24 protein-coding genes are annotated in these 24,033 nt (G+C 68.9%); 14 read left to right on the forward strand and 10 right to left on the reverse strand.

Annotated elements, in window-relative coordinates:
• Window positions 1-25 precede the first annotated feature (25 nt).
• The 6 genes from BLV57_RS08075 to serC all read left to right on the forward strand — a co-directional run bounded on the left by BLV57_RS08075 (window position 26) and on the right by serC (window position 6,589).
• The gene (locus BLV57_RS08075) at window positions 26-865 is read left to right on the forward strand and encodes an ABC transporter ATP-binding protein (protein ID WP_091288030.1); all 840 of its coding nucleotides are present in this window, start codon (window positions 26-28) and stop codon (window positions 863-865) included.
• Window positions 862-1,671 (forward strand): ABC transporter permease, encoded by an 810-nt coding sequence (locus tag BLV57_RS08080; RefSeq protein WP_091288031.1) that lies wholly within the window; start codon window positions 862-864, stop codon window positions 1,669-1,671. The genes BLV57_RS08075 and BLV57_RS08080 overlap by 4 nt, the downstream gene beginning before the upstream one ends.
• Entirely contained in the window at window positions 1,650-2,825 is a 1,176-nt protein-coding gene (locus tag BLV57_RS08085) for a sensor histidine kinase (RefSeq protein WP_245757219.1), read from the forward strand. Before BLV57_RS08080 ends, BLV57_RS08085 begins: the two co-directional genes overlap by 22 nt.
• The gene (locus BLV57_RS08090) at window positions 2,822-3,439 is read left to right on the forward strand and encodes a response regulator (RefSeq protein ID WP_091288033.1); all 618 of its coding nucleotides are present in this window, start codon (window positions 2,822-2,824) and stop codon (window positions 3,437-3,439) included. Before BLV57_RS08085 ends, BLV57_RS08090 begins: the two co-directional genes overlap by 4 nt.
• Window positions 3,440-3,473: 34 nt before the next feature.
• A complete protein-coding gene (locus tag BLV57_RS08095; RefSeq protein ID WP_091289015.1) occupies window positions 3,474-4,823 on the forward strand; it encodes a serine hydrolase domain-containing protein in 1,350 nt (449 codons plus the stop codon).
• 638 nt (window positions 4,824-5,461) lie between these two features.
• Entirely contained in the window at window positions 5,462-6,589 is a 1,128-nt protein-coding gene (gene serC / locus BLV57_RS08100) for a phosphoserine transaminase (protein WP_091288034.1), read from the forward strand.
• Here serC and BLV57_RS08105 read toward each other — a convergent pair.
• Window positions 6,500-7,735 (reverse strand): glycosyltransferase 87 family protein, encoded by a 1,236-nt coding sequence (locus BLV57_RS08105; RefSeq protein ID WP_091288035.1) that lies wholly within the window; start codon window positions 7,733-7,735, stop codon window positions 6,500-6,502. The genes serC and BLV57_RS08105 overlap by 90 nt on opposite strands.
• A 167-nt stretch (window positions 7,736-7,902) precedes the next feature.
• Between BLV57_RS08105 and BLV57_RS08110 the strand changes: the two genes are divergently transcribed.
• On the forward strand, window positions 7,903-8,847 hold the full coding sequence (locus BLV57_RS08110; RefSeq protein ID WP_091288036.1) for a CHRD domain-containing protein: 945 nt from the start codon (window positions 7,903-7,905) through the stop codon (window positions 8,845-8,847).
• A 52-nt stretch (window positions 8,848-8,899) separates the two neighbouring features.
• Here the strand turns inward: BLV57_RS08110 and BLV57_RS08115 are convergent, their stop codons facing one another.
• The 5 genes from BLV57_RS08115 to BLV57_RS08135 form a co-directional block, all read right to left on the reverse strand.
• Entirely contained in the window at window positions 8,900-10,405 is a 1,506-nt protein-coding gene (locus tag BLV57_RS08115; protein WP_091288037.1) for an amidohydrolase family protein, read from the reverse strand.
• Between the two features lie 84 nt (window positions 10,406-10,489).
• Complete coding sequence (locus BLV57_RS08120; protein ID WP_091288038.1) at window positions 10,490-11,698, reverse strand: ABC transporter permease; 1,209 nt, start codon at window positions 11,696-11,698, stop codon at window positions 10,490-10,492.
• On the reverse strand, window positions 11,695-12,387 hold the full coding sequence (locus BLV57_RS08125) for an ABC transporter ATP-binding protein (RefSeq protein WP_091288039.1): 693 nt from the start codon (window positions 12,385-12,387) through the stop codon (window positions 11,695-11,697). Before BLV57_RS08125 ends, BLV57_RS08120 begins: the two co-directional genes overlap by 4 nt.
• Window positions 12,384-13,475 (reverse strand): peptidoglycan-binding protein, encoded by a 1,092-nt coding sequence (locus BLV57_RS08130; protein WP_091288040.1) that lies wholly within the window; start codon window positions 13,473-13,475, stop codon window positions 12,384-12,386. Before BLV57_RS08130 ends, BLV57_RS08125 begins: the two co-directional genes overlap by 4 nt.
• Entirely contained in the window at window positions 13,472-14,017 is a 546-nt protein-coding gene (locus BLV57_RS08135) for a hypothetical protein (protein WP_091288041.1), read from the reverse strand. Before BLV57_RS08135 ends, BLV57_RS08130 begins: the two co-directional genes overlap by 4 nt.
• Before the next feature lie 154 nt (window positions 14,018-14,171).
• On the opposite strand from BLV57_RS08135, the gene BLV57_RS08140 reads away from it, so the two are divergent.
• The 3 genes from BLV57_RS08140 (at window position 14,172) to sepH (ending at window position 17,007) form a co-directional block, all read left to right on the forward strand.
• Entirely contained in the window at window positions 14,172-14,831 is a 660-nt protein-coding gene (locus BLV57_RS08140; protein ID WP_091288042.1) for a response regulator transcription factor, read from the forward strand.
• Complete coding sequence (locus tag BLV57_RS08145; RefSeq protein ID WP_091288043.1) at window positions 14,828-15,982, forward strand: sensor histidine kinase; 1,155 nt, start codon at window positions 14,828-14,830, stop codon at window positions 15,980-15,982. The genes BLV57_RS08140 and BLV57_RS08145 overlap by 4 nt, the downstream gene beginning before the upstream one ends.
• Before the next feature lie 179 nt (window positions 15,983-16,161).
• Window positions 16,162-17,007 carry a septation protein SepH gene (gene sepH, locus BLV57_RS08150; protein ID WP_091288044.1) on the forward strand — a complete coding sequence of 282 codons (846 nt, stop codon included), beginning with the start codon at window positions 16,162-16,164 and terminating at the stop codon, window positions 17,005-17,007.
• 63 nt (window positions 17,008-17,070) lie between these two features.
• On the opposite strand, the gene BLV57_RS08155 is transcribed toward sepH, so the two are convergent.
• Genes BLV57_RS08155 through BLV57_RS08165 form a run of 3 tightly spaced genes read right to left on the reverse strand, consistent with a single transcriptional unit; the run spans window position 17,071 to window position 18,861 of the window.
• Window positions 17,071-17,436 carry an MmcQ/YjbR family DNA-binding protein gene (locus tag BLV57_RS08155; RefSeq protein WP_091288045.1) on the reverse strand — a complete coding sequence of 122 codons (366 nt, stop codon included), beginning with the start codon at window positions 17,434-17,436 and terminating at the stop codon, window positions 17,071-17,073.
• Entirely contained in the window at window positions 17,433-18,050 is a 618-nt protein-coding gene (locus tag BLV57_RS08160; protein WP_091288046.1) for a DUF2537 domain-containing protein, read from the reverse strand. Before BLV57_RS08160 ends, BLV57_RS08155 begins: the two co-directional genes overlap by 4 nt.
• Window positions 18,028-18,861, reverse strand: coding sequence for a TrmH family RNA methyltransferase (locus BLV57_RS08165; RefSeq protein WP_425425967.1), 834 nt, complete (start codon window positions 18,859-18,861; stop codon window positions 18,028-18,030). Before BLV57_RS08165 ends, BLV57_RS08160 begins: the two co-directional genes overlap by 23 nt.
• A 226-nt stretch (window positions 18,862-19,087) precedes the next feature.
• Between BLV57_RS08165 and BLV57_RS08170 the strand changes: the two genes are divergently transcribed.
• The 3 genes from BLV57_RS08170 (at window position 19,088) to BLV57_RS08180 (ending at window position 22,258) form a co-directional block, all read left to right on the forward strand.
• Window positions 19,088-20,587, forward strand: a complete 1,500-nt coding sequence (locus BLV57_RS08170; RefSeq protein ID WP_091288048.1) for a glutamate-cysteine ligase family protein — start codon at window positions 19,088-19,090, stop codon at window positions 20,585-20,587.
• A gap of 334 nt (window positions 20,588-20,921) precedes the next feature.
• On the forward strand, window positions 20,922-21,524 hold the full coding sequence (locus tag BLV57_RS08175; RefSeq protein WP_091288049.1) for a TetR/AcrR family transcriptional regulator: 603 nt from the start codon (window positions 20,922-20,924) through the stop codon (window positions 21,522-21,524).
• Window positions 21,525-21,595: 71 nt separating this feature from the next.
• Window positions 21,596-22,258 carry a biliverdin-producing heme oxygenase gene (locus tag BLV57_RS08180; protein ID WP_091288050.1) on the forward strand — a complete coding sequence of 221 codons (663 nt, stop codon included), beginning with the start codon at window positions 21,596-21,598 and terminating at the stop codon, window positions 22,256-22,258.
• Window positions 22,259-22,281: 23 nt separating this feature from the next.
• Here BLV57_RS08180 and BLV57_RS08185 read toward each other — a convergent pair whose 3' ends face one another.
• The gene (locus BLV57_RS08185; protein ID WP_091288051.1) at window positions 22,282-23,040 is read right to left on the reverse strand and encodes an NPP1 family protein; all 759 of its coding nucleotides are present in this window, start codon (window positions 23,038-23,040) and stop codon (window positions 22,282-22,284) included.
• Between the two features lie 311 nt (window positions 23,041-23,351).
• Between BLV57_RS08185 and BLV57_RS08190 the strand changes: the two genes are divergently transcribed.
• Window positions 23,352-23,975: a superoxide dismutase gene (locus BLV57_RS08190; protein WP_091288052.1), complete on the forward strand. Its 624-nt coding sequence runs from the start codon at window positions 23,352-23,354 to the stop codon at window positions 23,973-23,975.
• Window positions 23,976-24,033 lie beyond the last annotated feature (58 nt).

Below are 24,033 nucleotides of genomic sequence, written 5' to 3' on the forward strand. Positions count from 1 at the left end.
TGCTCCCGCGACGGAAGCTTGTCCCATGACAGCAGCAGTGACAGTGCGCGGACTGCGCAAGGAGTATCCCGGCCACGTCGCGGTGGACGGCCTGGATCTCGACATCCACCGCGGCGAGGTGTTCGCGCTGCTCGGGCCCAACGGCGCGGGCAAGACGACCACGGTCGAGATACTCGAAGGCCACCGTGACCGCACCGCGGGTGACGCGCTCGTGCTCGGCGAGGATCCCCGCAAGGCGGGCCGCGCCTGGCGCGCCAAGCTCGGCATCGTGCTCCAGACGGCCAACGACGCCGCCGAGCTCACGGTCGCCGAGACCGTCCGGCACTTCGCCAGGTACTACGGCGACGCGCGTGACCCCGACGAGGTGATCGAGAAGGTCGGGCTGACCGCGAAGGCCAAAAGCCGCGTCAAAACGCTCTCCGGCGGGCAGCGCAGGCGCGTCGACGTCGCGCTCGGCATCATCGGGCGCCCGGAGCTGCTCTTCCTCGACGAGCCGACCACCGGGTTCGACCCCGAAGCGCGCCGCCAGTTCTGGGGGCTCATCTCCGGGCTCGCCGCGGAGGGCACCACGATCCTGCTCACCACCCACTACCTCGACGAGGCCGAAGCGCTGGCCGACCGGGTGGCGGTCATCGCCCGCGGCCGGATCGTCGCCGAAGGCACCCCGCAGAACCTGGGCGGACGCGAGAAGGCCGAAGCCGTCGTGAGCTGGGTCGAAGCGGGCGTCCCGCACTCGGAGCACACGAACTTCCCCACCAAGCTCATCAATCAGCTCTCTGCTGGGGGTAGGGAGCTGGCCGAACTCACCGTCACCCGGCCCAGCCTGGAGGACATCTACCTCGATCTGATCGGAGAACGCGCATGACCACGCTGGCACTGCCCGGCACCCTCACCGTCGGGCTGATCCGGGGCGGCGCGGAGCTCAAGGAGTTCTTCCGCCACAAGGAACAGGTCGTCTTCACCTTCGCCATGCCCGCGTTCATCATGATCCTGCTCGGCTCGATGCTGGGCGGCGACATCCCCGGCGGGGTCACCTCCGGCACGGTCCTCGCCGCGGGCATGATCGGCTCCGGCATCATCTCGACCTCGTTCAACAGCATCGGGATCGGGCTGGCGGGCGACCGTGAGGACGGCACGCTGAAACGCCTGCGCGGCACGCCGATGCCGGCCGCCTCGTTCTTCATCGGCAAGATCGTGCTGGTCGCGGTGTCGAGCCTGGCGCAGGCGGTGCTGATGATCGTGGTCGGCACCCTGCTGTTCGACCTGACGCTGCCGACGGACCCGGCGAAATGGCTCACGCTGGTCTGGGTGTTCCTGCTCGGCATCACCACCTGCACACTCCTCGGCATCACCATCGGCTCGCTGGTCAAGTCGGTCAGCGGCGCGGTCGCGGTGATGAACCTGGTCTTCATCTCGCTGCAGTTCGTGTCGGGCGTGTTCGTCACGCCGATCACGCATCTGCCGAAGGTTATGGTCGACATCGCGTCGTTCTTCCCGGTGAAATGGATCTGCCAGGGCTTCCGGTCGGTGTTCCTGCCGGACAGCGCTGTCATCAACGAAATGGCTGGCTCATGGGAACTTCCCCGGATCGCATTGGTGCTTGGCATCTGGGTCGTCGCCGGGCTGCTGCTGGCGAGGCTGACCTTCCGGTGGACGAACAACGGCCGGTAGACATCTGGGACCGCTGGTACTGGATCTGGGAGATCTACTTCGCGGTCGCGTACCTGGCCACCATCGCGCTGATCCTGATCAACGATGCCACCGACGCCGCCAAGCTGGTCAGCTCGGCGGCGTTGACCGGCATCGTGGTGGCCTACGTGCTGCTGGGCAGGCGGTCGGTGCGCGACCACGAGCCCAAAGGGAAGGGCTACCTGTTCGGCGTCATCGTGCTGGTGCTGTTCCTGATCGCGGTGGTCTCCTGCTCGGCGACCGGCTACGCGTTGTTCGCGATCTGCCCGATGGCGTTCATGACGCAGCCGGTCGGGATGGCGTCGGCGCTGACCGGGCTGCTGGTGCTCACCCCGGTGGTGTCGGTGGTGGTGCACAACGGTTTCGGCGACCCGGCGCTCGGGACGCTGCTGCCGATGAGCGCGCTGATGATCGTGTTCGGCGTGTTCATCGGCCGCTGGATCACCAAGGTCATCGAGCAGAGCAAGGAACGCGCCGAGCTGATCGAGAAGCTCGAAGCCAGCCAGGCGGAGGTCGCGCGGCTGTCCCGTGAAGCGGGCACGGCAGCGGAACGCGAACGGCTGGCGCGGGAGATCCACGACACGCTCGCGCAGGGCTTCACCAGCATCGTGACGCTCACCCAGGCCATCGAGTCCGAAATGGACACCGACGCGGCCGCGGCGAAGCGGCACCTGGCGCTGGCGGCGCGGACCGCGCGGGAGAACCTCGCCGAGGCGCGGGCGATGGTCGCCGCGCTGACCCCGTCCGCGCTCGCCGCCGGCACGCTCGAAGACGCGATCCGGCGGCAGGCCGAGCGGCTCGGCGAGGAGTCGGCGCTGCGGGTGAACTGCGTGATCTCGCCGCTGCCGCCGCTCGGCACGGCCGCCGAGGTGGTCGTGCTGCGCGCGGCGCAGGAGGCGTTGACCAACATCGTCAAGCACGCCGCCGCGTCCACAGTGGAACTCCGGCTGGCCGCCTCCGGCGGCGTCGTGCGGCTTATGGTGATCGACGACGGCGCCGGGTTCGACACCGCCGAGCCGTCGGAAGGGTTCGGGCTGCGCGGGATGCGGGCGCGGGCGGAGCAGGTCGGCGGGTCACTGACGATCCAAAGTGGACGTTCGGAAGGGACGACCGTGACACTGGAGGTACCGGCGTGATCACCGTGATGCTGGTGGACGACCACCCGGTCGTGCGCGAGGGGCTGCGCGGGATGCTGGAGGCCGAGCCGGACCTGACCGTGGTCGGCGAGGCGGGCTCCGGTGACGAAGCAGTGGCGTTGACCAGGGTCAAACAGCCGGACGTGATCCTGATGGACCTGCGCATGCCCGGTCTCGACGGCGTCGGGGCGACCCGCGAGATACTGGCCGAGTCCCCGTCCCAGCGGGTCGTGGTGCTGACGACTTACGAGAGCGACGCCGACATCCTGCGCGCGGTCGAGGCGGGCGCGGCGGGGTACCTGCTGAAGGACGCGTCGCGCACGGAGCTCGCGGACGCGATCCGCGCGGCGTCGCGGGGCGAGACCGTGCTGGCGCCGTCGGTGGCGGGCAAGCTGGTCAACCGGGTGCGCAACCCGGCGGCGCAGTCGTTGTCCGCGCGGGAGATCGAGGTGCTGCGGCTGGTGTCGAAGGGCAGCACGAACGCCGACATCGGGCGGGCGCTGCACATCAGCGAGGCGACGGTGAAAACCCACCTGCTGCGGGTTTTCGCGAAACTCGACGTGTCCGACCGGACCGCCGCGGTGATGGCCGCGATGAACGCGGGGGTTCTCTGAGCGCGGCGCGGCGGCGCACGACAGAATGACCGCCATGCTGCCTACCACCGAGCTAGCGCTGCTTCGCCGGATCGCCACCGAGCAGGCGACGCGCCGGGTCCCCTCACTGGTCGCCGCCGTCGTCCGCGATGGGGAAATCGCCTGGTCAGGCGCGCGCGGGCGGGTCGACGGCCAGACGCCGGGCGACGACACGCAGTACCGGCTCGGCTCGATCACCAAGTCCATCGTGGCCGCGGTCGTGATGCGCCTGCGTGACGAGGGCAAGCTCGACCTCAACGACCCGCTCGACAAGCACGTCGCGGGCACGTCGTTCGGCGCGTCGACGATCGGCCAGCTGCTCTCGCACACGGCGGGGCTCACGGCGGAGTCGCCGGGCCTGTGGTGGGAACGCACGGTCGGCGACGACTGGAAGGCGCTCGAGACGAGTCTCGCGACCGACTCGCTGAAGCACCGCCCCGGCGCCCGCTTCCACTACTCGAACGTCGGCTACGGCGTGCTCGGCGAGGTCATCGCGCGCCACCGCGGCACCGGCTGGTTCGACGCGGTCCGCGACGAGATCCTCACGCCGCTCGGCATGACCCGCACGACGCCCGAGCCTGCCGCGCCGTTCGCGCCGGGACTGGCCGTGCACCCGTTCGCGGACGTCGTGCTCCCCGAGCCGTCGCACGACGCGGGCGCGATGGCGCCCGCCGGTCAGCTGTGGTCGACCATCAACGATCTCGCCCGCTGGACCACGTTCGTCGGCGGGCACACCGGCGGCGTGCTGCGTCCCGAGACGGTCGCCGAGATGCGCGACATGGTCACGGTCGACGACGGCGACGTCTGGACGTCCGGCTACGGCCTGGGCATGCAGCTCGTGCGCACGCAGGGGCGGGCGCTGGCCGGGCACACCGGCTCGATGCCGGGCTTCCTGGCCTGCTCACTGATCGACCCGGCGACCCAGACCGGCGCGCTGGTCATGGCGAACTCGACCGCCGGGGTGGCGCTGGTCCAGCTCGCGATCGACCTGATCAACCTCACTGAGGAGCACGAGCCCCGCTTCCCCGCCGAGTGGGTCCCGTCCATCGTGGACTCTTCCGCTTTGGCTCTGACAGGGTTGTGGCACTGGGGTCCGACGGCCTACCACCTGCGCATGCTGCCCGACGGCAACTTCAGCCTCGCGCCCGCCGAGGGCTCCGGGCGCGCCTCGCGGTTCCGGCCGGTGTCCGACGACGTCTGGCTGGGCCTCGACGGCTACTACGCGGGCGAGACGCTCACCGTCGGCCGGGATGCTTCTGGGGTCGCGCGGAGCCTGGACCTGGCCACGTTCATCTTCTCGCGCACCCCCTACGCCCCCGACGCCCCGATCCCGGGCGGCGTCGACCCCGACGGCTGGCGGGCCTGAGGTCTGGGTCGCCTCGGGTTGCCTGGGGTTGCCTCGGGTTGCTTGGGGTCGCCTCGGGTTGCTTGGGGTTGTGAACGCCTCGTTCACAACCTTGCGCGTTGTGAACGAGGCGTTCATTCCTTCGCTCCGAGAGCCCGGCCGGGCGCCGAGGTTCCAAGGGGCGCCTTTGTCACGCCTGGTGTTTCAAGGGTGGCCCTTGTGAAGTCCCAAGCTGGCCACCCTTGGGGATTCGTCCCTTTTGTCCTTGTTTCGATGGAACGAGCGGGGCTTGTGCCGCTCAGCGTTACAAGAGTGGCGTTTGTGTGCTCAGAAGCGCCTACTCACGCGTCGACGAGGGCCAGCTTTCGCCTGCCAAGCCCAGCCAAAACGGGATCGGTCACGGCCTGGCGCGACTACGCTCGAAGCACCCGAAGAACCCGCTCTGACCTGGTCTTATGTCGGCAATCCACAGTTGGTCGCCCCTGTGGACAACTCGGCTTCCGGCCGGGTTCGCGGCGCGGGCTTCGATAAGCTGGACGTGGGGCCGGCCCCCTGGGAGTGGCGGGGGATGGGGAGTTGCGGGGGCGGGGGAATCTCACATCGTGAGCGTGGGCCGGGCGGAGCGAAACCGGGTGGACGGGGCCTGAGAGACTGCCTGCATGACCGATGCAGCTGAGGTGACCATCCCCGCAGAACTCAAGCCTGCCGACGGACGGTTCGGCTGCGGACCCTCCAAGGTCCGCGAGTCGCAACTGGCCAACCTGGCGAAATCCGGGGCGGAGTACCTCGGCACGTCCCATCGCCAGAAGCCGGTGAAGTCGCTCGTCGGCCGCGTCCGCGCCGGGCTGACCGAGCTGTTCGGGCTGCCCGACGGCTACGAGGTCATCCTCGGCAACGGCGGGACGACCGCATTCTGGGACGCCGCGGCCTTCGGGCTGATCAAGGAGCGGTCGCAGCACTTCACCTACGGCGAGTTCTCGTCGAAGTTCGCCACGGTGACCAAGGGCGCCCCGTTCCTCGCCGACCCGATCGTCGTCAAGTCCGACCCCGGCACCGCGCCGGAGATCGCCTACCAGTCCGGCGCCGACCTGGTCGGCTGGGCACACAACGAGACCTCGACCGGTGTCGCGGTGCCGGTCAAGCGCCCCGAGGGCAGCGAAGGCGCGCTCGTCGCGATCGACGCGACCAGTGGCGCGGGCGGCCTGCCCGTCAAGGCCGAGGACTTCGACGTCTACTACTTCGCGCCGCAGAAGTCGTTCGCCTCCGACGGCGGCCTCTGGATCGCGCTGGCCTCGCCCGCCGCGGTCGAGCGCATCGGCGAGATCGGCGCGAGCGACCGCTGGATCCCCGAGTTCCTCTCGCTGACCACCGCGCTCGACAACTCGCGCAAGGACCAGACGTACAACACCCCCGCGGTGGCGACGCTGTTCATGCTGGCCGACCAGATCGAGTGGATGCTCGGCAACGGCGGGCTCGAGTGGACCACCGCGCGCACCAAGGACTCCTCGAGCCGCCTCTACGAATGGGCCGAGAAGACCAGCTACACCACGCCGTTCGTGGCCGACCCGGCACTGCGCTCGCAGGTCGTCGGCACGATCGACTTCGCCGACGAGGTCGACGCCTCCGCCGTGGCGAAGGTGTTGCGCGCCAACGGGATCGTCGACACCGAGCCGTACCGCAAGCTGGGCCGCAACCAGCTACGCGTCGGCCTGTTCCCGGCCATCGACCCTGACGACATCACGCTGCTCACCCAGAGCATCGAGTTCGTGGTCGACAAGCTGAGCTGACCCGGATCGGCGTGCTGATGCCCACCAGATCGTGGCGAGCATCAGCACGCCGGCGATGGTGTACGCCTCGGCCCCGGTCCGCGCGCCGACGGTCAGCGCGGGGAACGGCATCAGCCACGGCAGATAGCTGACGAACAGCAGGGCGCTCAGCCCGGCGAACACCAGCAAACCGTTGCCCAGCAAGCGGTCCGACTCCCGCCACCGCAAGCCGAGCGCACCCAGCAGCACCACCGCGGGCGCGCACCAGACCCAGTGGTGCGTCCACGAAACCGGCGAGACGAGCAGTCCGCCGACCGCGCACGCGACCAGTGCCAGCGGCACCTGCCCGGCACGCAGCGCCGCCCTGATCGCGAAGACCGTCAGCGCGAGCAGCACCAGCACCCCGAGCACCCACAGCAGCGAGCCCGAGTACCCGGCACGCGCGAGCACGCCGCGGAACGACTGGTTGCCGACGTACCAGAGATCACCGATCCGGCTGGTCGCCAGCATCAGGTGCAGCCAGAACCGCTCCGAAGCCGACGGCAGCACCGCCCACATCACCGCGGCCACGCCCGCGAACGTGCCGACGCAGCGTCCCAGCGAGCGGTAATCCTTGCGCAGCAAGAAGAACAGGCAGAACACCAGCGGCGTCAGCTTGATCGCGGCGACCAGGCCGACCAGCACGCCGCGCGGCCAGCGCCGCCATGGGACCAGCACGTCGACGACCACGGCGAGCATCAGCAGGATGTTGATCTGACCGTAGTTGAGCGTCGCCAGCACCGGCTCGACCAGCGTCGCGCTCAGCTGGACGGCGACCGACACGTAGGCCGCGGTACGCCGGGTCACTCCGGTCTTGACCAGGCAGAGGAACGCCACCACGCCGAGACCGAGCAGCGAGAGCACGTTCAGCACCACCAGCACGGCCTTCACCGGCGCGATCGTCCCGGCGAGGAACAGCACGGCGGCGAACGGCGTGTAGGTGAACGGCAGCGAGATGTTCTGCGTGGTCACGACCATGCCCTCGTACGGCGTGCCGCTTTCCGCGAGCTTGCGCGCGCCGCCGACGTACACCTCGAGATCGAGCCCCGGGAAGCCCCTGAGCAGGAACACCGCGACGATGACCGCCACTTCCAAGGCGAGCAGCGTCCCCAGGGTCTTCTTCGACATATGGTCATCCAACACGACGGCCCGTGCCCTTGAGCAGCAGGGCTTTAGCGACAAGTCGCCTCGAAAAGATTCTCGCGAAGAGTTGAACCGTTCAAGGAAACGCTCCGTGTGAAGGGGCGTCGGGCACCGCGAACGGCGCGGCGCCCCGCTCTCCGAAGAGGTAACCCATGCGCAAGATCCTGCTCTCCGCTGTCGCCGTCTCGCTCGGTATCGCCGCAGGCACCGGCATCGCGTTCGCGCACGACGACCACCCGGCGCCCGCACCGGGCCCGGCGGACACCAGCGGGGCCCCGGTCTTCCTCGCCGCCGAGCTCTCCGGCAAGAACGAGATTCCGGTGCCAGGCGGGCCAAAGGTCGGTGATCCGGACGGCAAGGCCGTCCAGGTCATCAGGATCCAGGGCAACCAGGTGTCGTTCGGCATCAAATGGAAGAACATCGGCGCCCCGACCGCGGGCCACATCCACCAGGGCGACGCCAAGTCGAACGGCCCGGTCAAGGTCGGCTTCTTCGCCACCGCGCTGCCCGCCACGCTCAGCGCGGTGACCGGCAAGGTGACCGTCGACGACAAGGCGCTGCTCGACGCGCTCAAGACCAACCCGGGCACCTTCTACGCGAACCTGCACACGGCCGAGTTCCCCGGCGGCGCGGTGCGCGGCCAGTTCAAGAAGATCGACAGGCAGGTCGACCTCAACCGCGTGCTGCACGCGGGTGACCTGAGCTCGCTCGCGAGCGGTGACCAGGAGGTCCAGGCCCCCGGCGGCCCGGCAGCAGGCGACCCGGACGGCTCCGCGACGTCGTTCGTCTCGGCCAAGCACGGTGAAGTCGACTTCTCGTTCGCCTTCTCCAACATCGGCGCGCCCACCCTCGGCCACATCCACCAGGGCGCGGCAGGCGTCAACGGCGCGGTCGTGGTGCCGCTGTTCACCGCTGACGGCGGGCTTCCGGCCTCGATCACCGGCATCGCGGGCACGGCCACGAAGGTCCCCGGCGACATCACCCGCAAGCTGAACGCCAACCCCGGCGACTTCTACACCAACCTGCACACGGCGGCGTTCCCCGGCGGCGCGGTGCGCGGGCAGCTCTTCGACACCTCGGAGAACAACCGCTGGTAGGGACTCGTGCGCGTTGCGGGCGGTTAGAACCGCCCGCAACGCGCACGACCCGTCAGCAGCAGCTTTGCTTGGCCAGGCGCCGGAGCGTGGCCGCGCGCGCCGGGGCGGGTGGCTGCGAAGCCGCCGCCTCGACGTCCGCGAGCAGCTTTTCCCGTGCGGCCCGGTCGATCACGCGGCCGCGGGTGACCACCGCGTGGATCTTCTGGGTGTTGCGGATGTCGTCGAGCGGGTTGGCGTCGAGCACGACCAGATCGGCCGACTTGCCGGGCGTGATCGTGCCGGTGCCGCGCTCCAGCCCGAGGAACCTGGCCGCCTCGCTGGTCACCGCGCGCAGCGCGTCCATCGGGCTGAGACCGGCTTCGACCATCAGCTCGAGTTCGTCGTGCAGGCTGAAACCCGGGAAACAGTAGGGATTGAGGCAGTCCGTGCCGCCGATGATCCCGACGCCCGCCTCGTGCATCGCCCCGACCATTTCGATCCTCGACGCCAAATAGACGCGCTGCTGCTCGATTTCCAGCGGGGTCTTCGGCGCGAACAGCTGGATCCGGTCGGCCCAGTGGGCCTCCAGGTCGGCGGGGATGTACTTGAGCCGCGGATCGTGGAGGTAGGTGTCCGCCGGCTTCGAGATGACCCGGTTGACCACCAGGGTCGGCGACTGCCATGTCCCGTTGCGGACGAACCGCGCGAAGAGCCGGTCGGCCTTCGGCTTGCTGTATTCGAGCATCGCCTGCCGCTCGAGATCTCGGGCAAGATTGAAGAAATCGCGGGGTGCTTTCGGGTCGATCGGAGTCGCCGCCAAGCGCGCGAGGAACTCGTTTTCCTTCAGCGAGACCTGGAACGGGGTCCCGAAAAGGTGCTCGAAACTGTGCTGGCCCGCTTCACTGGCCTCTGCCACGCTGAGCCGGTACGGCAGGTGCCCGGCGAAGGTGAGCCCCTGCCGCCGCGCCTCGTCGGCGATCGCGTACAGCTCGTCGCGGCCGAGGTACGAGTAGACCTTGATGAACGCGGCGCCCAGCGCCTTCTCGGCGCGCACGAACGCGCGGGCCTCGGCCTCGTTCGCGACATGGCTGACCGGCGGCTGCAGCAGCGAGATGGGACCGTCCACGATGCTGCTGCCGATGACCGCGCGCGGGCCGAGCAGCGAGCCGTCCTCGATCCGGTCCCTGACGGCGCGATTCTCCTCGTAGCCCCACATCTCGCGGATGCCGGTGACCCCGTTCGCGATATAGAGCGGCGGGAAGATGTCCACAATGTCCAGGCCGTGGGTGTGCATGTCCCAGAGCCCGGGTATGACGTACTTGCCCCGGCAGTCCGCGGCGCGCACACCCTCCACATCGGGCAGCTCGCGGTCCCGGCCCAGCCAGGCGATCCGGTCGCCGACGAGCACGACGGCCATGTCCCGCCGGGGCGCCGCGCCGGTGCCGTCGATCACCGTGACCTGCTTCAAAACGGTGATATCCGCGGCGGCCGCCCGCGCGCCCGGTGCGATCACCCCCGGAAGCGCGACCCCGGCGCTGCCCGCCGCCACCCATTTGAGAAAGTCACGCCGCCCGAGCATTTTTCGGCCCTCCACAGAACCCAGCCATACGCCTGAGAGTCACCTTAGGGGAAATCTCCCCCAAGGTGACTGCCCAAAAAATGCTCAAGCGAGTGCCTGGGTGGGTGGCAGCTTGGCCGCCCGCATCGCCGGATACGCACCGGCGATCGCGCCGACGAGTGCGGCGACACCGACCCCGCCGAGCAGTGTCCCGAGCGGGAGGACCGCTGGCCAGCCTTGGCTGAGCGCGTAGCTCGCGGTGACCACCACCCCGACGATCACTCCACATAAGCCACCGAGGCCGGACAGCAGCACCGACTCGGTGAGGAACTGCCCGCGAATCTGGCGTTTCGTCGCACCCAGCGCCCGCCGCAGCCCGATCTCACGGCGTCGTTCGAGCACCGAGATCACCATCGTGTTCGCGACACCGACGCCGCCGACGAGCAACGCGACGCCGCCGAGCCCGAGGAACAGCGCGTCGTAGGTGCTGCTCGTGAGTTTCTGCGCCGCCAACGCCTCCGACGGACGGCGCACCTCGACCTCGTTGGGCGCCTGCGGGCTCAGCGTCTGGCCGAGCACACTGCGCACACTGTCCACATCGGACTCCGGAGCACGCAGGTACACCGCGCTCGGGTGCCCGTCGAAGCCGAGGTACTTGACGGCCGCGTCCCAGCCGACGAGCACCGATCGCTCCACTTCGGGCGCGAGCGGCATCGGCGAAAGAATGCCGGCCACGGTGAACCACTGGTCACCGATCCACACCTGCGGCGGGTGCTTCGGGTCGATGTGGTCGATGCCCAGCCGCTGCGCGGCGATGGAACCGAGCACGACGGCCGGGAAACCCGAGTTGGCCGCGGTCAGGAACGTGCCCTCGCGCGCCTTACCGCCGAGCACGTCGAGAAGATCGGGCCGCGCCGCGTTCACGGTGAGTCCCGAGGTCTCCCCCGCGTCGATCTTGTCGTTGCGCCGCACCGTTTTCCCGGTCTTGCCGGTGGCCGACGCAGCCGTGACCGGCGCGATGCGCTTGGCCATCGGCACGGCGGTGTCGGGCAGCTTGGCCTCCTTGTCGAACATGGTCTTGCCAGGTCCCGCGACGAGCAGGTTGGTGCCGAGCGCGGCGAGCTTGTCGTGCAGCGCCTGCGCGCCGGACGCCGGGATCGCCAGCACCGCGACCATGGCCGCGACCCCGATCCCGATGCCGAGCGCGGAGAGCACGGCGCGCATCGGTCTGGTCCGCATCCCATGCGCACCAAGGGAAACCACATCGCCCGGGCCCAGCCGAGCCGGATCCGGCGGAGCGATGGCCGTCGTCATACCGCCACCCCCATCGGGGATCCGGTGTCGAGCCGGAGCGTGCCGTCGAGCAGCTCGATCCGTCTCGGCATGCCCGCCGCGATCTCCCGGTCGTGCGTGATGATCACGATCGTGGTGCCGTCCGCGCTGAGATCGGCCAGCAGGCCGAGAATGGCCTCGCCGTTGCGGGTGTCGAGGTTGCCGGTCGGCTCGTCGGCCAGCAGGATCGCGGGCCGGTTGACCACCGCGCGAGCGATCGCGACGCGCTGCCGCTCACCACCGGAGAGCTCGCCGGGGAAGTGCCCGGCGCGATGACCGAGCCCCACCCGGTCGAGCGCGGCCAGCGCGAGCGGACGCCGTTTCCGTTTCGGCACACCGGCGTACAGCAGTCCCTGCGCGACGTTGTCGACAGCGCTCACCCCGTCACTGAGGAAGAATTGCTGGAACACGAACCCGATCCAGCGTGACCGCAGCGCCGAGATGCTGCGGTCGGAAAGCTTCGCGACATCGTTCCCGCGCAGTTCGATCCGGCCGGACGACGGCTTGTCCAGCGTGCCCATCAGCTGGATCAGGGTGGACTTGCCGGACCCCGACGGGCCGACGATGGCGACCATCTCTCCGTCCATGATGGACAGTGAGACCGCGCGCAGTGCCGCCACCCCGCCCGGATAGGTCCTGGTGGCCTCGTGCACGGACAGCACCGGGATCACGAGGTGGTCACCACCTTCATGCCCGCCTTCAGCCCGTCACCGGTGATCTCGACCTTGCCACCACTGAACAGTCCGGTTTGGACGGCCACGAGCCTGCGCTTGCCGCCCTCGTCGACCTCGACGGCGAAGCCGCCTTCGGCCAGCGCGAGCAGCGCGCCGACCGGCACCGCGAGCACGTTCTCGCGCTTGCCCTTGGTGAAGTGCACGGTGACCGGCGCCGAGTCGAGCGAGCCTGCCGTCGCCTGGTCGTCGAGCTTGATCGACACCTCGATCTTCGGCTTGGCGTTCGGGTCGTTCTGGTCCTTGTCGACACTGGTGCCGATCTTGTCGACGGTCCCGGTGCCCTGCTTCCCGCTGATCTCGAGACCGACCTTCCCGCCCTGCTGGGCGAGCGACTGCTTCTTGGCGTCGAGCTTCGCGGTGACGACCCGGTCCGTCCCGGTGAATTTCAGTATCTCCGAGCCCGCCGGGGAACCCGGCTGCGCGGAAACGGCCGACACCCGGATCGGGCCGGCCGCGAGCACCACGTCGCCCTGGCCGAAGGTCCCGGTCTGCTCCAGCCCCAGCGACTTCTGCCACTTCTTGAGCGCGGCGGCGGTGGCCGAGGTGAACTTCTCGTCCGGCGCGCCGAAACCGCCGAAGCCCAGCGCCTTCAGGTTTTCTTCGAGCTGCTTGACGTCCGGGCCTTTGTCGACGCCGTCGGAAAGGTCGCGATAGAACGGCAGCGTGCCATAAAACAGCGGTACCGGCTTCGCATTGACATCGTAAACCTTTTTACCCCGGTCGATCTTCGCGCCGACCTGCGGCAGCGAGGTGATCGTGCCCTCCTTGCGGCCGGACACCGAGGTCTCCGAGCCGTAGCCGAGCGTCGCGTCGGCGGTCTCCTCCTCGGTGAGCGTGGTCTTCACGATGTCCGTCGTGGACGCGCCCGGCGCCGGCGCCTGGTCCCCTGTGGACGCTCCGGCCGACACCCTGGTCAGCACCACCACCGAACCGGTGCCCAGCAACACGATCGCGATCGCCGCGGTGATCAGCCAGCGTGCCCGGCGTCCTTTGCGGACGGCGGACGGTCCCTCGTGCTCGCTCATTTGCCCGGGTCCGACGGAGCCCTGACCACGCCGCCCATGCCGCAGGCCTTCATCGCCTCGTCCATCTTCCCCATGTCACCGTCGGGGCCGCCGAGTGTGATGCCACGCTTGCCGTTCTCGGCGTCGGGGTCCGGCCAGTCGACGCCGTGCTCACGCATGCACTTGGCCTGCTTGCGCATCTTGTCCATTTCCTCGGGGCTCGGCGGCTTCATCTCGCCACCGTTCGGCTGCAGGTGCTTGCAGGCCGCGTCCGCGGCGTTCAGCTTGTCCTCTTGGCCAGGGGTGAACGGGATGGCCTGCGACATGGCACCGCCGTCACCCACCGGCTTCGGGTCCTCCATGGGAATCCCGTGCTCACGCATGCATTTGGCGAACGCACGCTGTTTTTCCTCGTCGCTGCCCGCGTTGACGGCGCCGGGCGGCGCGGACTCACTCGACTTCGGCCCGTTGATCGAGGCGACCTTGTTCCCGCCGTCGTCGCCACCGCCACACGCGGACAGCGCTAACACCCCGGCGAGTACGAACGCGTATCGCAGTTTCATGCCTGTTCCCTTTCGGTGTGAAATCCGTGAGTGGCGGACCGGCCCCCGGCAAAACCGGTCCGCCACGGCCATAGGTCTACGGATCGGGTGATTTCGGCGCGTTAAGCGAAGTTGTTTATGTCGCGCTTATCCCCCGATACCTGACACTGATCGAGTGCGGGTATTGGTGGTTGAAGACGAGCGGCTGATGGCGGACACGATCGCCGAGGGACTGCGGCGGCTTTCGATGGCCGTCGACGTGGTCTACGACGGCGCCGAGGCCCTGTTGCGGGTCGGTGTGCACGACTACGACGTGGTCGTGCTCGACCGCGATCTGCCCGTGGTGCACGGCGACGACGTGTGCCGCGCGGTGCTGTCGGCGGGCGGGGAGGCCAGGGTCCTGATGCTGACCGCGGCCGCGGATGTCACCGACCGCGTGAACGGCCTCGGGCTCGGCGCCGACGACTACCTGACCAAGCCGTTCGCGTTCGCCGAGCTGGTGGCCAGGGTGCAGGCGCTCGCCCGGCGCGCCAGGCCCGCGTTGCCGCCGGTGCTCGAACGCGGCGGCGTCGTGCTCGATCTGCCGCGCCACCAGGCCGCGCGCGACGGCCGGTTCCTGCCGCTCTCGCCGAAGGAGTTCGCCGTGCTCGAGGTGCTCATGCGCGCGGAGGGCACGGTGGTCAGCGCCGAAGACCTGCTCGAGAAGGCCTGGGACGAGCACGCGGACCCGTTCACCAACGCGGTCCGCGTCGCGGTGATGACCCTGCGCCGCAAGCTCGGGCAGCCGCAGCTGATCGAGACCGTGCCCGGCGCGGGTTACCGGTTCGGCTCATGAACGGCATCTCGGTGCGCGCCAAGCTGACCGCGCTGTACGGCGGGCTGTTCCTGCTGGTCGGCGTCGCCCTGATGTTCATCAACTACCTGCTGGTGAGCGACAAGCTGCCGCAGGCGACCAGCTTCGTCGCGGCCAAGACGCAGCAGCTGAACGTGACGATGGCCCCCGCCATCCCGATGCAGCAGATCAGCCCGACCAGCGCGCCGACGCAGGCCGCGGTGTTCGCCGTCGACTCGCTGGAGGACTACCGGTCGACCACACTGTCCACTTTGCTCGGTCAGTCGATTCTCGCGCTGGTGATCACGGCCGTGCTGGCGGTGCTGCTCGGCTGGGTGGTGGCGAGCCGGGTGCTGCGGCCGCTGCATTCGATCACCGCGACCGCGCGCAAGCTCGGCGCCGAGAACATGGAACGCCGGATCAACCACGAGGGTCCCCAGGACGAGCTGAAGGAGCTGGCCGACACCTTCGACGGCATGCTCGACCGGCTCGCGGTCTCCTTCGACAGCCAGAAGCGGTTCGTCGCGAACGCGTCGCACGAGCTGCGGACCCCGCTGGCGGTGCAGCGCACCCTGGTCGAGGTGGCGATGGCCGACCCGGACGTCAAGCCCGAGGTGCGCAAGCTCGGCGAACAGCTGCTGTACACGAACGAGCGAAGCGAAAGGATGATCGAGGGCCTGCTGGTGCTCGCTCGCAGTGACCGCGGCCTGGTGTCGCGGTCGCCGGTCCGGCTGGACGAGGTCGTCAACGCGGTGATCCGGTCGTCGGCGGCGATGGCGGAGGAGGCGGGCGTGACGATCGAGTCGCGGGTGCGGCCGCGGCCGGTCTCGGGTGACCCGGTGCTGCTGGAGCGGCTCGTGACGAACCTCGTGCACAACGCGATCACATACAACCAGCGCGGCGGCTGGGTGCACGTCGACGTCGGGAACGACCCGGCGCTGGTGGTCCGCAACTCCGGCCCGGTCGTCCCGCTCGACGCGGTCCCCGGCCTGTTCGAGCCGTTCAGGCGCTTGTCGGGCGAGCGGACGGACTCGCGCAACGCCGGGCTCGGGCTGTCGATCGTGCGCTCGGTGGCGCAGGCGCACGGCGGGACGGCGATGGCGGAGCCGGGGCGCCGGGGCGGGCTGATCGTCACCGTGCGGCTCGCTCGCTGATGACACACCTTCGTGGCCTAGCGTGCCCGGCGTGTCACACAAAGTCGACTGTTCCGGTGGGTGACACTCATGATCAACGAGAAAACAGAAGAGTGAATACTCGGCGCGCCTAGCCCGTCAAGTCGACGCGCCGTTCTAACGTGGACACCCACAACGGTGAAGTATCCGGGGAGGCGGAGATGCGAGCGCTACGGGTTGTCGGGTTGCACGAGGACGGCAAGTCCATCGTGTGCGAAGACCCGGCGAGCCGCACGCGTTTCCTGCTGCCCGCCGATGAGAGACTGCGGGCGGCGGCGAGGGGAGACATCACCCGGCTCGGCCAGATCGAAATCGAGTTGGAGAGTCAGATGCGGCCACGCGAGATCCAGGCCCGGATCCGGGCAGGCGAGTCCGTCGCCCAGGTCGCGGCCACGGCGGGGGTTCCGGAGCAGCGCATCGAGCGGTACGCGTACCCGGTCCTGCTCGAGCGCTCACGCACCGCCGAACTCGCCCAGCACGCGCACCCGATCCGCGAAGACGGCCCCGACGTGCAGACGCTCGGCGAGGTCGTCGCGTACTCCTTCGGCGTGCGCGGCCACGACTACTCGCAGGCCAAGTGGGACTCCTGGAAGGGCGACGACGGCAAGTGGGTCGTCGTGCTCCGCTGGAAGGCGGGCCGCTCGGACAACCGCGCGCACTGGTCGTTCTCGCCGGGAGCGCACGGCGGCACCGTCCACGCGCTCGACGAGCACGCCGACGACCTGCTCGACCCCAATTCCTACCGCGCGCCCCGCCAGCTGCGCGCGGTCGAGCCCGACCCGGTCGAGGACGCCGAGCAGCCGACGCTCGACTCGGCCGAGCCGCTCGCCGACGTCATCGAGGTCGAGCCCGAGGAGGAGACGCGCGAGATCCCGCGCGTGCCCGCCGAGGAGCCGGCGCCCCAGGCCAAGCCCGAACCGGCGCCGCGCCCGAAGTCGAAGAAGAACCACCCGACGATCCCGTCGTGGGAAGACGTCCTGCTCGGCGTCCGCTCCCAGCGCGGCTAACGCGGGATAAAGCGGGCTTTATCCCGGGTGCTTTTCCGGGATAAAGCCCGCTTTATCCCGTTCTCACGACTCTTTGGCGGCGTCCAGCTCGGCCAAGAGCTTCTTGGGCGCGACCAGGCGGTAGGCGTCGAGCACGATCGCCGCGATCTCGTCCCAGTCGACGTCGACGTCCAAGCGCACGCCCAGCCAGCCGTGCACACCGACGTACGGCGGCCGGTAGAAGCGCTCCGGCTCGGCGCCGACCAGCTCCTCCTGCGCGCCGGGCGGGGCCGGGCACCAGAAGCCGACGCGGTCGTCGTGATGGCGGTCCGCGAACATCGCGAAGGTCTTCTTGCCGCGGACGAACCACGCAGGCTCGTTGTGGCTGAGCCGTTCGGTCGCCTCCGGCAGCGCGAGGCAGATGCGGCGCAGCGACTCGAGGGGTGTCACAGCGACACGACCAGTACGCCGATCCAGGCGATCGCCACGCCCGCGCCTGCGCCGAGCGCCACCCAGCGCACGATCGGGAGCTTGCGGGCGAGCCACAGCGACGGGGTGAGCCCGGCGGTCACCACCGCCGAGGCCGCGATCGCGAGGAAGCCGGTGGTCTCCTTGGCGAGGGTGGTCGCCAGCGCGAGCATGGCCACGACGATCACCGCGCCGACGAAGAGCGAGATCGTGAGACCGGTCAGCCACGGGGTCGGCTCGTCCTCGGAAGCCCGCGCGCCGAGCAGGCGTTCGGTCACCGAGATGGCGGGTTCGGTCACCTCGGGCGGGTGCGGGTCGACGACCGTCTCGACCTCGGTGACCGGGTCGAGGTAGCGGACCGGGGTGTTCATCACCGCCGCGACGCGCGCGGCCAGTTGCCTGCCGCGCTGGGAAACCACCGCCGCCGCCTCGGATTCGCCGTTCTCGCGCTGGACGGCGGACGCGACGCGCGCCCACTCGTGCAGTGCCTCGGCCAGGTCGGCGCCGATCGCCAGCGAACGCGGGTCGATCTCGCGCGCGGCGGGCCCGCCGGGCCCGGCCAGCACCGCACGATCACCGCGGATCCGCAGCTCCACCCAGGTACCTCCCGTCAGCCGAGCTCAATTTACCGGCCAGTTCGTAAAACGCCACGGCCGCCGCGGTGGCCACGTTGAGCGAGTCGACCCCGCCTGCCATCGGGATGCGCACCGCGAGGTCGGACGCGGCCAGCGCGACCGGGGTCAATCCTGGCCCTTCCGAGCCCAGCAGCACCGCGACGCGCTCGAAATCACCCAAGGAACGCAAGGAAACCGCGTCCGCACGCGGGGTCAGCGCGGCGATGGTGAAGCCACGTTCCCGCAACTGGTCCAGTCCATTCGGCCACTCGTCGAAGGTCGCGAACGGGACGCGCAGCACGTGCCCCATCGAGACCCGCACGCTCCGCCGGTACAGCGGGTCGGAACAGCCGGCGCCGAGCAGCACGCCGTCGATGCCGAGCGCGGCGGCGTTGCGGAAGATCGACCCCAGGTTCTCGTGGTCCTGCACGCCTTCCAGCACGGCGACCACGCGCGCGCCGTCGATGATCTCCCCGGCCGTCGGCTGCACCGGCCGGTCGGCCACCGCGAGCACGCCGCGGTTGAGGTGGAACCCGACGACCCGCGCCATCGTGTCGGCCGACGCGACGTACGCGGGCGCGTCGACACCGGAGAGGTCGAGTTCGCCGATCCGGCGCTCCACCCCGAGCAAAGCCCGTACCGGGTAGCGGGATTCCAGCAGCCGCCCGACGACCACGGTCCCCTCGGCGATCACCAGGCCACGGCCGCCGGGGCGGTCGGGGCGGCGATCGGCCGTGGCGAGATCACGGAAATCGTCAAGTCTCGAATCGGTCACATCATCGACGGAGATCATCTGTACCACCAGATGAGTGTTTCATCCGCCGGGTTGGAGCCGCATTGGTCCGAACGCCATGGCCTCCCCTGCGACGAACGGCGCAGTTTTGGCTCGCTGTTAACCACCGGTGACAGACAGCACCAGATTGGCGCTATACCGATTCCGTCGTGCGTGAAACGGTGGTCAACCGGGTAGTAACAACGCCCGGGCAGCACCACAACGACGACGAGCGCAAAGGACCACCATGGGCCAGGACCTGTCGGCGGACACCTTCACCTCGCGTGATCGAGGGCGGTACCGCCGTAAGGTCCAGCGCTGTCTCGACACGCTCGCCCGCATGCTTTCGGACGGCAGTTTTTCCTTTCCCCGCAAGAACATCGGCCTCGAGGTCGAGCTGAACCTGGTCGACCGCGAGATGCGGCCGTCGATGACCAACACCACGGTGCTGGACGCGCTGAACGACCCCTCGTTCACCACCGAACTGGGCCAGCACAACCTGGAACTCAACGTGCCGCCCCGCCCGCTCGCCGGGGATTCCGCGCTGACACTGGAAGAAGACCTCCGCGCGTACCTCTCAGCGGCGCGCTCGAAGGCCGAAGGCGCCGGCTCGCTGCTCGCGATGATCGGCATCCTGCCCACGCTGAGACATGAGCACTTCGACCAGAAGTGGCTCACCAACAACGCGCGATACTCGTTGCTGAACGACGAAATCTTCGCCGCCCGCGGCGAGCACACCGTGCTGGCCATGGAAGGCGCGGCACTCGAAGGCCACAAACCCGAGCGGCTGCGCAGTTACGCCGAGTCGATACTGCCCGAGGCGGCCTGCACCTCCGTGCAGCTGCACCTGCAGGTCGCGCCGGAGGAGTTCGCCGCGCATTGGAACGCCGCGCAGTGCCTGGCCGGCGTACAGGTCGCGCTCGGCGCGAACTCGCCGTTCCTGCTGGGCAAGGCACTGTGGCACGAGACCCGCATCCCGCTTTTCCTGCAGGCGACCGACACCAGGCCGGAGGAGCTCAAGAACCAGGGCGTGCGGCCGCGCGTGTGGTTCGGCGAGCGCTGGATCACGTCGATCTTCGACCTGTTCGAGGAGAACGTCCGCTATTTCCCCGGCCTGCTCCCGGAAACCGACGCCGAGGACCCGATCGAGGCGCTCGAGTCCGGCAACGCGCCCAAGCTCACCGAGCTCCGCATGCACAACGGGACCGTGTGGAGATGGAACCGCCCGGTGTACGACGTCGTGGACGGCCTGCCCCACCTCCGGGTGGAGAACCGCGTGCTGGCGGCGGGCCCGACCGTGCTCGACATCGTCGCCAACGCGGCGTTCTTCTATGGCGCGCAACGGGCACTCGCCGAGTCCGACCGCCCGGTCTGGTCCCAGATGTCCTTCCAAGCCGCCGAGGAAAACCTTTACGCGGGCGCACGCCAGGGTTTCGACGCCCAGCTCTACTGGCCGGGCATCGGCTGGATCCCGCCGGACGAGCTCGTCCTGCGCGTCCTGCTGCCCATGGCACACGAAGGCCTGCGCCGCTCCGACGTCTCCGACGAAGCCCGCGAGCGCTACCTCGGCATCATCGAGCAGCGCTGCCTCGCGCGCCGCACCGGTTCGTCCTGGCAACGCGACTACGTCCTGCGGGCGCAGGAACACGGCCTCGAGCGCGACGCGGCGCTGACCCGCATGCTCGGCCGCTACCTCGAGCTGTCCGAGGGCGAGACCCCGGTGCACACCTGGCCGGTCGAAGACTGACCCACCTCAGGAGTCGTGAGTGTTCCGGCCGGTTAGAACCGGCTATACCACTCACGACCCCAGGCCTGGTGTTCGTCCGAGATCCGCACGGAAGCCACTTTCGTCACCCTCACCGTTACAAACGCCCCGTTCGTCACCCGCCCAGCAAGGAACGCACGCGAAGGAGGTGACAAGGGCGCCCCTTGTCACCTCTAGCGTTACTAAGGCGCCCCTTGTTCCCACCCCAGAACCGGCCGCAACGCTCACGGCCTTTGTGTAACGATGGTGGGATGCAGCGAGCGTGGCGTACCCGCGACGAGGTCGCGGACATCTTCTGGCGCGAAGCGAGCAGCTGATGCCGAAGATCATCGGCGGGTCGCTCGAGGCGCATCGGCAGCAGGTCCGCGCCAAGGTCTTCGACGTCCTGCGCACCCAGCTCTACGAACGCGGTTTCGACGCGGTGACGCTGGCCGGGGTCGCGGCAGAGGCCGGGCTCGGCCGCACCGCGATGTACAACCACTTCCCCGACAAGGAATCCCTGCTCGTCGCCTTCGTCGAGGACGAGGCGACGCGCTACGTCGAGCGTCTCGACGAAGCCGTCGGCGCGGTCGAAGACCCGGTGGCCAAGCTGGCCACCTTCGTCAGGCTCCAGCTGCGGGTACTCGCCGAGTACCACCTGCCGCCGGGCACCGCGCTCGCGTCGGCGCTGGCGCCCGCCGCGTACCGGCGGATCAGCGCGCACGCCGACCCGATCACCGGGCAGCTGCGCGAAATCCTCGCGGCGGGCAGGCGCAGCGGGCAGCTCGCCGATGAGGATCCGGACATCCTGATCCCGATGATCACCTCGGCGCTGTCCACCCGCTCGATCATCGACGTGCCACCTGAGCAGGTCGAATCCGCCATCGACGCGGCGGTCCGGTTCGTGCTGCGCGCGGTCGGTTCGAGTGAATCACGCTAATTTAGGGTAGCCTAACCCGGATCCATCACCTAAGCTCTTTCTGACAGCTTGTCAGAAAGAGGAGTCGACGGATGACCACGGACCTCGAGCAGATCCCGTTCTCGAAGACGCTCCGCAGCTCCACACTGGGCGTGCACGACAAGGCCAACCACTCCGGCTACATGAACGCGCTGCTCGGTGGCGAGCTCACACTGGCGGGCTACACACAGCTGGCCGTCCAGTACTACTTCATCTATCAGGCGATCGAGCAGGCCAGCGACCGGATGCGGATCGACCCGGTCGGGTCGGCCTTCGTCTTCGACGAGCTGCGCAGGCTGCCGAAGCTCGACCGCGACCTGAACCACCTCATCGGCCGGGACTGGCCGGCCAAGGTCACCCCGCTGCCCGCGACGCTGGCGTACGCGCGGCGCGTGCGCGAGGCGTCCTCGTGGGCGGGCGGCTACGTCGCGCACCACTACACGCGCTATCTCGGCGACATCGCGGGCGGCCAGGTGATCCGGCGGCTCATCGCGAAGAAGTACGAGGTCACCGGGGACGGCTCGCTGTTCTACCACTTCGACGAGATCGGCAGCGCGCCCGCGTTCCGCGACCGCTACCGCACGCTGCTCGACGAGGCGCCGTGGTCCGAAGACGAGCGCGCCCGGATCATCGACGAGACGCTGGTGGCGTTCGAGTGCAACATCGCCGTCTTCGCGGAACTCGCCGACGGCATGGACAAGTACCGGGCGGCCTGACTTCCCAGGCCGCCCGGCCACCACTACGCGTTCGGGTCGAACGGGATGCCCGCGGGCTTCGCCTTGGCGAGCTGCCCGGCGAAGTTGCCGTCCTTCAAGGCGAAGCTGGCGCTGCCGAAGTCGGCGTTGACCAGCTTGTCGCGCAGGCCGCTCGGATAGCCGTTCCAGCCGACGAGCGCCGGGTACCGCCAGTTGTGATAGTGGTTCTCCGGTGGCTCGTCGTTGCCGTTCGCGGCGCGGAAGCAGTGCGTGCTGATGCCGTCCTTGTGGTAGACGACCTTGGGATGCGTGCCGTCCCAGCGGATGTTGTCGCGCGTGTGGATCGCGTAGCCGCCGTGCTGTGAGGTCGAGACGTACTGGGCGACGTTGTCCTTCACCCAGACGACGTTGTGCTCCCAGTCGTGCCGGTGCCCGGCGGAGCCGGGGCCGAGTGAGACCTGGTCCTTTTCGAAGTACGAGCCGTACATGATGGCGCACCAGCCGTTGTTGCACTTGTAGCGCGCGTAGGTGTTGACGTTGTCGAGGTCGGACTGGTCACGGCACTGGCCGTTGACGTCGCCGCCCATGCCGAGACCGGGTGCGATCGTGCCGTCGCGGCCGATCGCGGGCGAGGCGTAGCAACCGTCCTTGTCGTAGTCGTAGGCGGGCGAAAACGTCTGTTCCAGCCCGTCCGCGTTCTGCGGGAGCGCGCTGGGCGGGGTGGCGCCGGCGACGGCGGGGACCGACACGGCGAGCGCGAAGGCGCCCGCCAGAGCCGTGAACAGGTGACGGCTGGGGATCAAGGTGGTTCTCCTCGCTGGGCGTGTGACAGCACTGGGAACGAGGGCCAGTATTCAGCCGGCCACCCGACCGGCACACCTATTTCGTGAATAAATTTCAGATGAACACGGGGAGCGACGGCCGTCACAGCCCGTTGACCTCCAGTTAGGTCGAGGTAGCAGGCTGGGTTTACGGCGATGCCCCCTCGGGAACACCGCTGGAGAACCTGAGCGTTCCAGCCTGAAAGACAGCGCGGCCCCAGGTCGCCACGGATGGGCGAGTGCTACTAGGTTCGTTACCGAAAGACTTGTGTCGAAACGATGAAGGAGGGCCAATGGCCCGGTACGAGCTCCCCGATCTCGACTACGACTACAGCGCCCTCGCGCCGCATATCTCCGCCGAGATCAACGAGCTGCACCACAGCAAGCACCACGCGACCTACGTCAAGGGCGCGAACGACACCCTCGACAAGATCGCCGAGGCGCGCGACGCGGGCAACTTCGGCGACATCGTCGGCCTGCAGACCACGCTGGCGTTCCACCTGGCCGGGCACGCCAACCACGTGGTGTGGTGGAAGATCCTGTCCCCGGAAGGCGGCGACAAGCCGACCGGCGAGCTCGCGGCCGCGATCGACGAGGCGTTCGGCTCGTTCGACAAGTTCAAGGCGCAGTTCACCGCGGTGGCCACCACCATCCAGGGCAACGGCTGGGGCGCGCTGTCCTGGGACCCGATCGGCAAGACGCTGATCACCCAGCAGCTGCGCGACCACCACAACAACCTGGTGCTGCCGACCACGCCGATCCTGCTGGTCGACGTCTGGGAGCACGCCTTCTACCTCGACTACAAGAACGTCAAGCCGAAGTACGTCGAGGCGCTCTGGAACATCTTCAACTGGGCCGAGATCAGCAAGCGGTTCGACAACGCCGTCGCCGGCGGCAACGGCCTCCTGCTCGGCTGAGGCTCTCGTCGGCAAAGGGGCCCTTCCGCCTGGGAGGGCCCCTTTTCGCATCTAAACC

It is taken from the genome of Amycolatopsis xylanica (assembly GCF_900107045.1).
In the GTDB taxonomy this organism is placed as follows: domain Bacteria; phylum Actinomycetota; class Actinomycetes; order Mycobacteriales; family Pseudonocardiaceae; genus Amycolatopsis; species Amycolatopsis xylanica.

What these genes read in the sequence shown, in the direction of transcription:
- BLV57_RS08075 (WP_091288030.1), top strand. Translation starts at nt 26, where the DNA reads ATGACAGCAGCAGTGACAGTGCGCGGACTGCGCAAGGAGTATCCCGGC.
- BLV57_RS08080 (WP_091288031.1), top strand. Translation starts at nt 862, where the DNA reads ATGACCACGCTGGCACTGCCCGGCACCCTCACCGTCGGGCTGATCCGG.
- BLV57_RS08095 (WP_091289015.1), top strand. Translation starts at nt 3,474, where the DNA reads ATGCTGCCTACCACCGAGCTAGCGCTGCTTCGCCGGATCGCCACCGAG.
- serC (WP_091288034.1), top strand. Translation starts at nt 5,462, where the DNA reads ATGACCGATGCAGCTGAGGTGACCATCCCCGCAGAACTCAAGCCTGCC.
- BLV57_RS08105 (WP_091288035.1), bottom strand. Translation starts at nt 7,735, where the DNA reads ATGTCGAAGAAGACCCTGGGGACGCTGCTCGCCTTGGAAGTGGCGGTC.
- BLV57_RS08110 (WP_091288036.1), top strand. Translation starts at nt 7,903, where the DNA reads ATGCGCAAGATCCTGCTCTCCGCTGTCGCCGTCTCGCTCGGTATCGCC.
- BLV57_RS08115 (WP_091288037.1), bottom strand. Translation starts at nt 10,405, where the DNA reads ATGCTCGGGCGGCGTGACTTTCTCAAATGGGTGGCGGCGGGCAGCGCC.
- BLV57_RS08120 (WP_091288038.1), bottom strand. Translation starts at nt 11,698, where the DNA reads ATGACGACGGCCATCGCTCCGCCGGATCCGGCTCGGCTGGGCCCGGGC.
- BLV57_RS08130 (WP_091288040.1), bottom strand. Translation starts at nt 13,475, where the DNA reads ATGAGCGAGCACGAGGGACCGTCCGCCGTCCGCAAAGGACGCCGGGCA.
- BLV57_RS08135 (WP_091288041.1), bottom strand. Translation starts at nt 14,017, where the DNA reads ATGAAACTGCGATACGCGTTCGTACTCGCCGGGGTGTTAGCGCTGTCC.
- BLV57_RS08145 (WP_091288043.1), top strand. Translation starts at nt 14,828, where the DNA reads ATGAACGGCATCTCGGTGCGCGCCAAGCTGACCGCGCTGTACGGCGGG.
- sepH (WP_091288044.1), top strand. Translation starts at nt 16,162, where the DNA reads ATGCGAGCGCTACGGGTTGTCGGGTTGCACGAGGACGGCAAGTCCATC.
- BLV57_RS08165 (WP_425425967.1), bottom strand. Translation starts at nt 18,861, where the DNA reads ATGATCTCCGTCGATGATGTGACCGATTCGAGACTTGACGATTTCCGT.
- BLV57_RS08170 (WP_091288048.1), top strand. Translation starts at nt 19,088, where the DNA reads ATGGGCCAGGACCTGTCGGCGGACACCTTCACCTCGCGTGATCGAGGG.
- BLV57_RS08175 (WP_091288049.1), top strand. Translation starts at nt 20,922, where the DNA reads ATGCCGAAGATCATCGGCGGGTCGCTCGAGGCGCATCGGCAGCAGGTC.
- BLV57_RS08180 (WP_091288050.1), top strand. Translation starts at nt 21,596, where the DNA reads ATGACCACGGACCTCGAGCAGATCCCGTTCTCGAAGACGCTCCGCAGC.
- BLV57_RS08190 (WP_091288052.1), top strand. Translation starts at nt 23,352, where the DNA reads ATGGCCCGGTACGAGCTCCCCGATCTCGACTACGACTACAGCGCCCTC.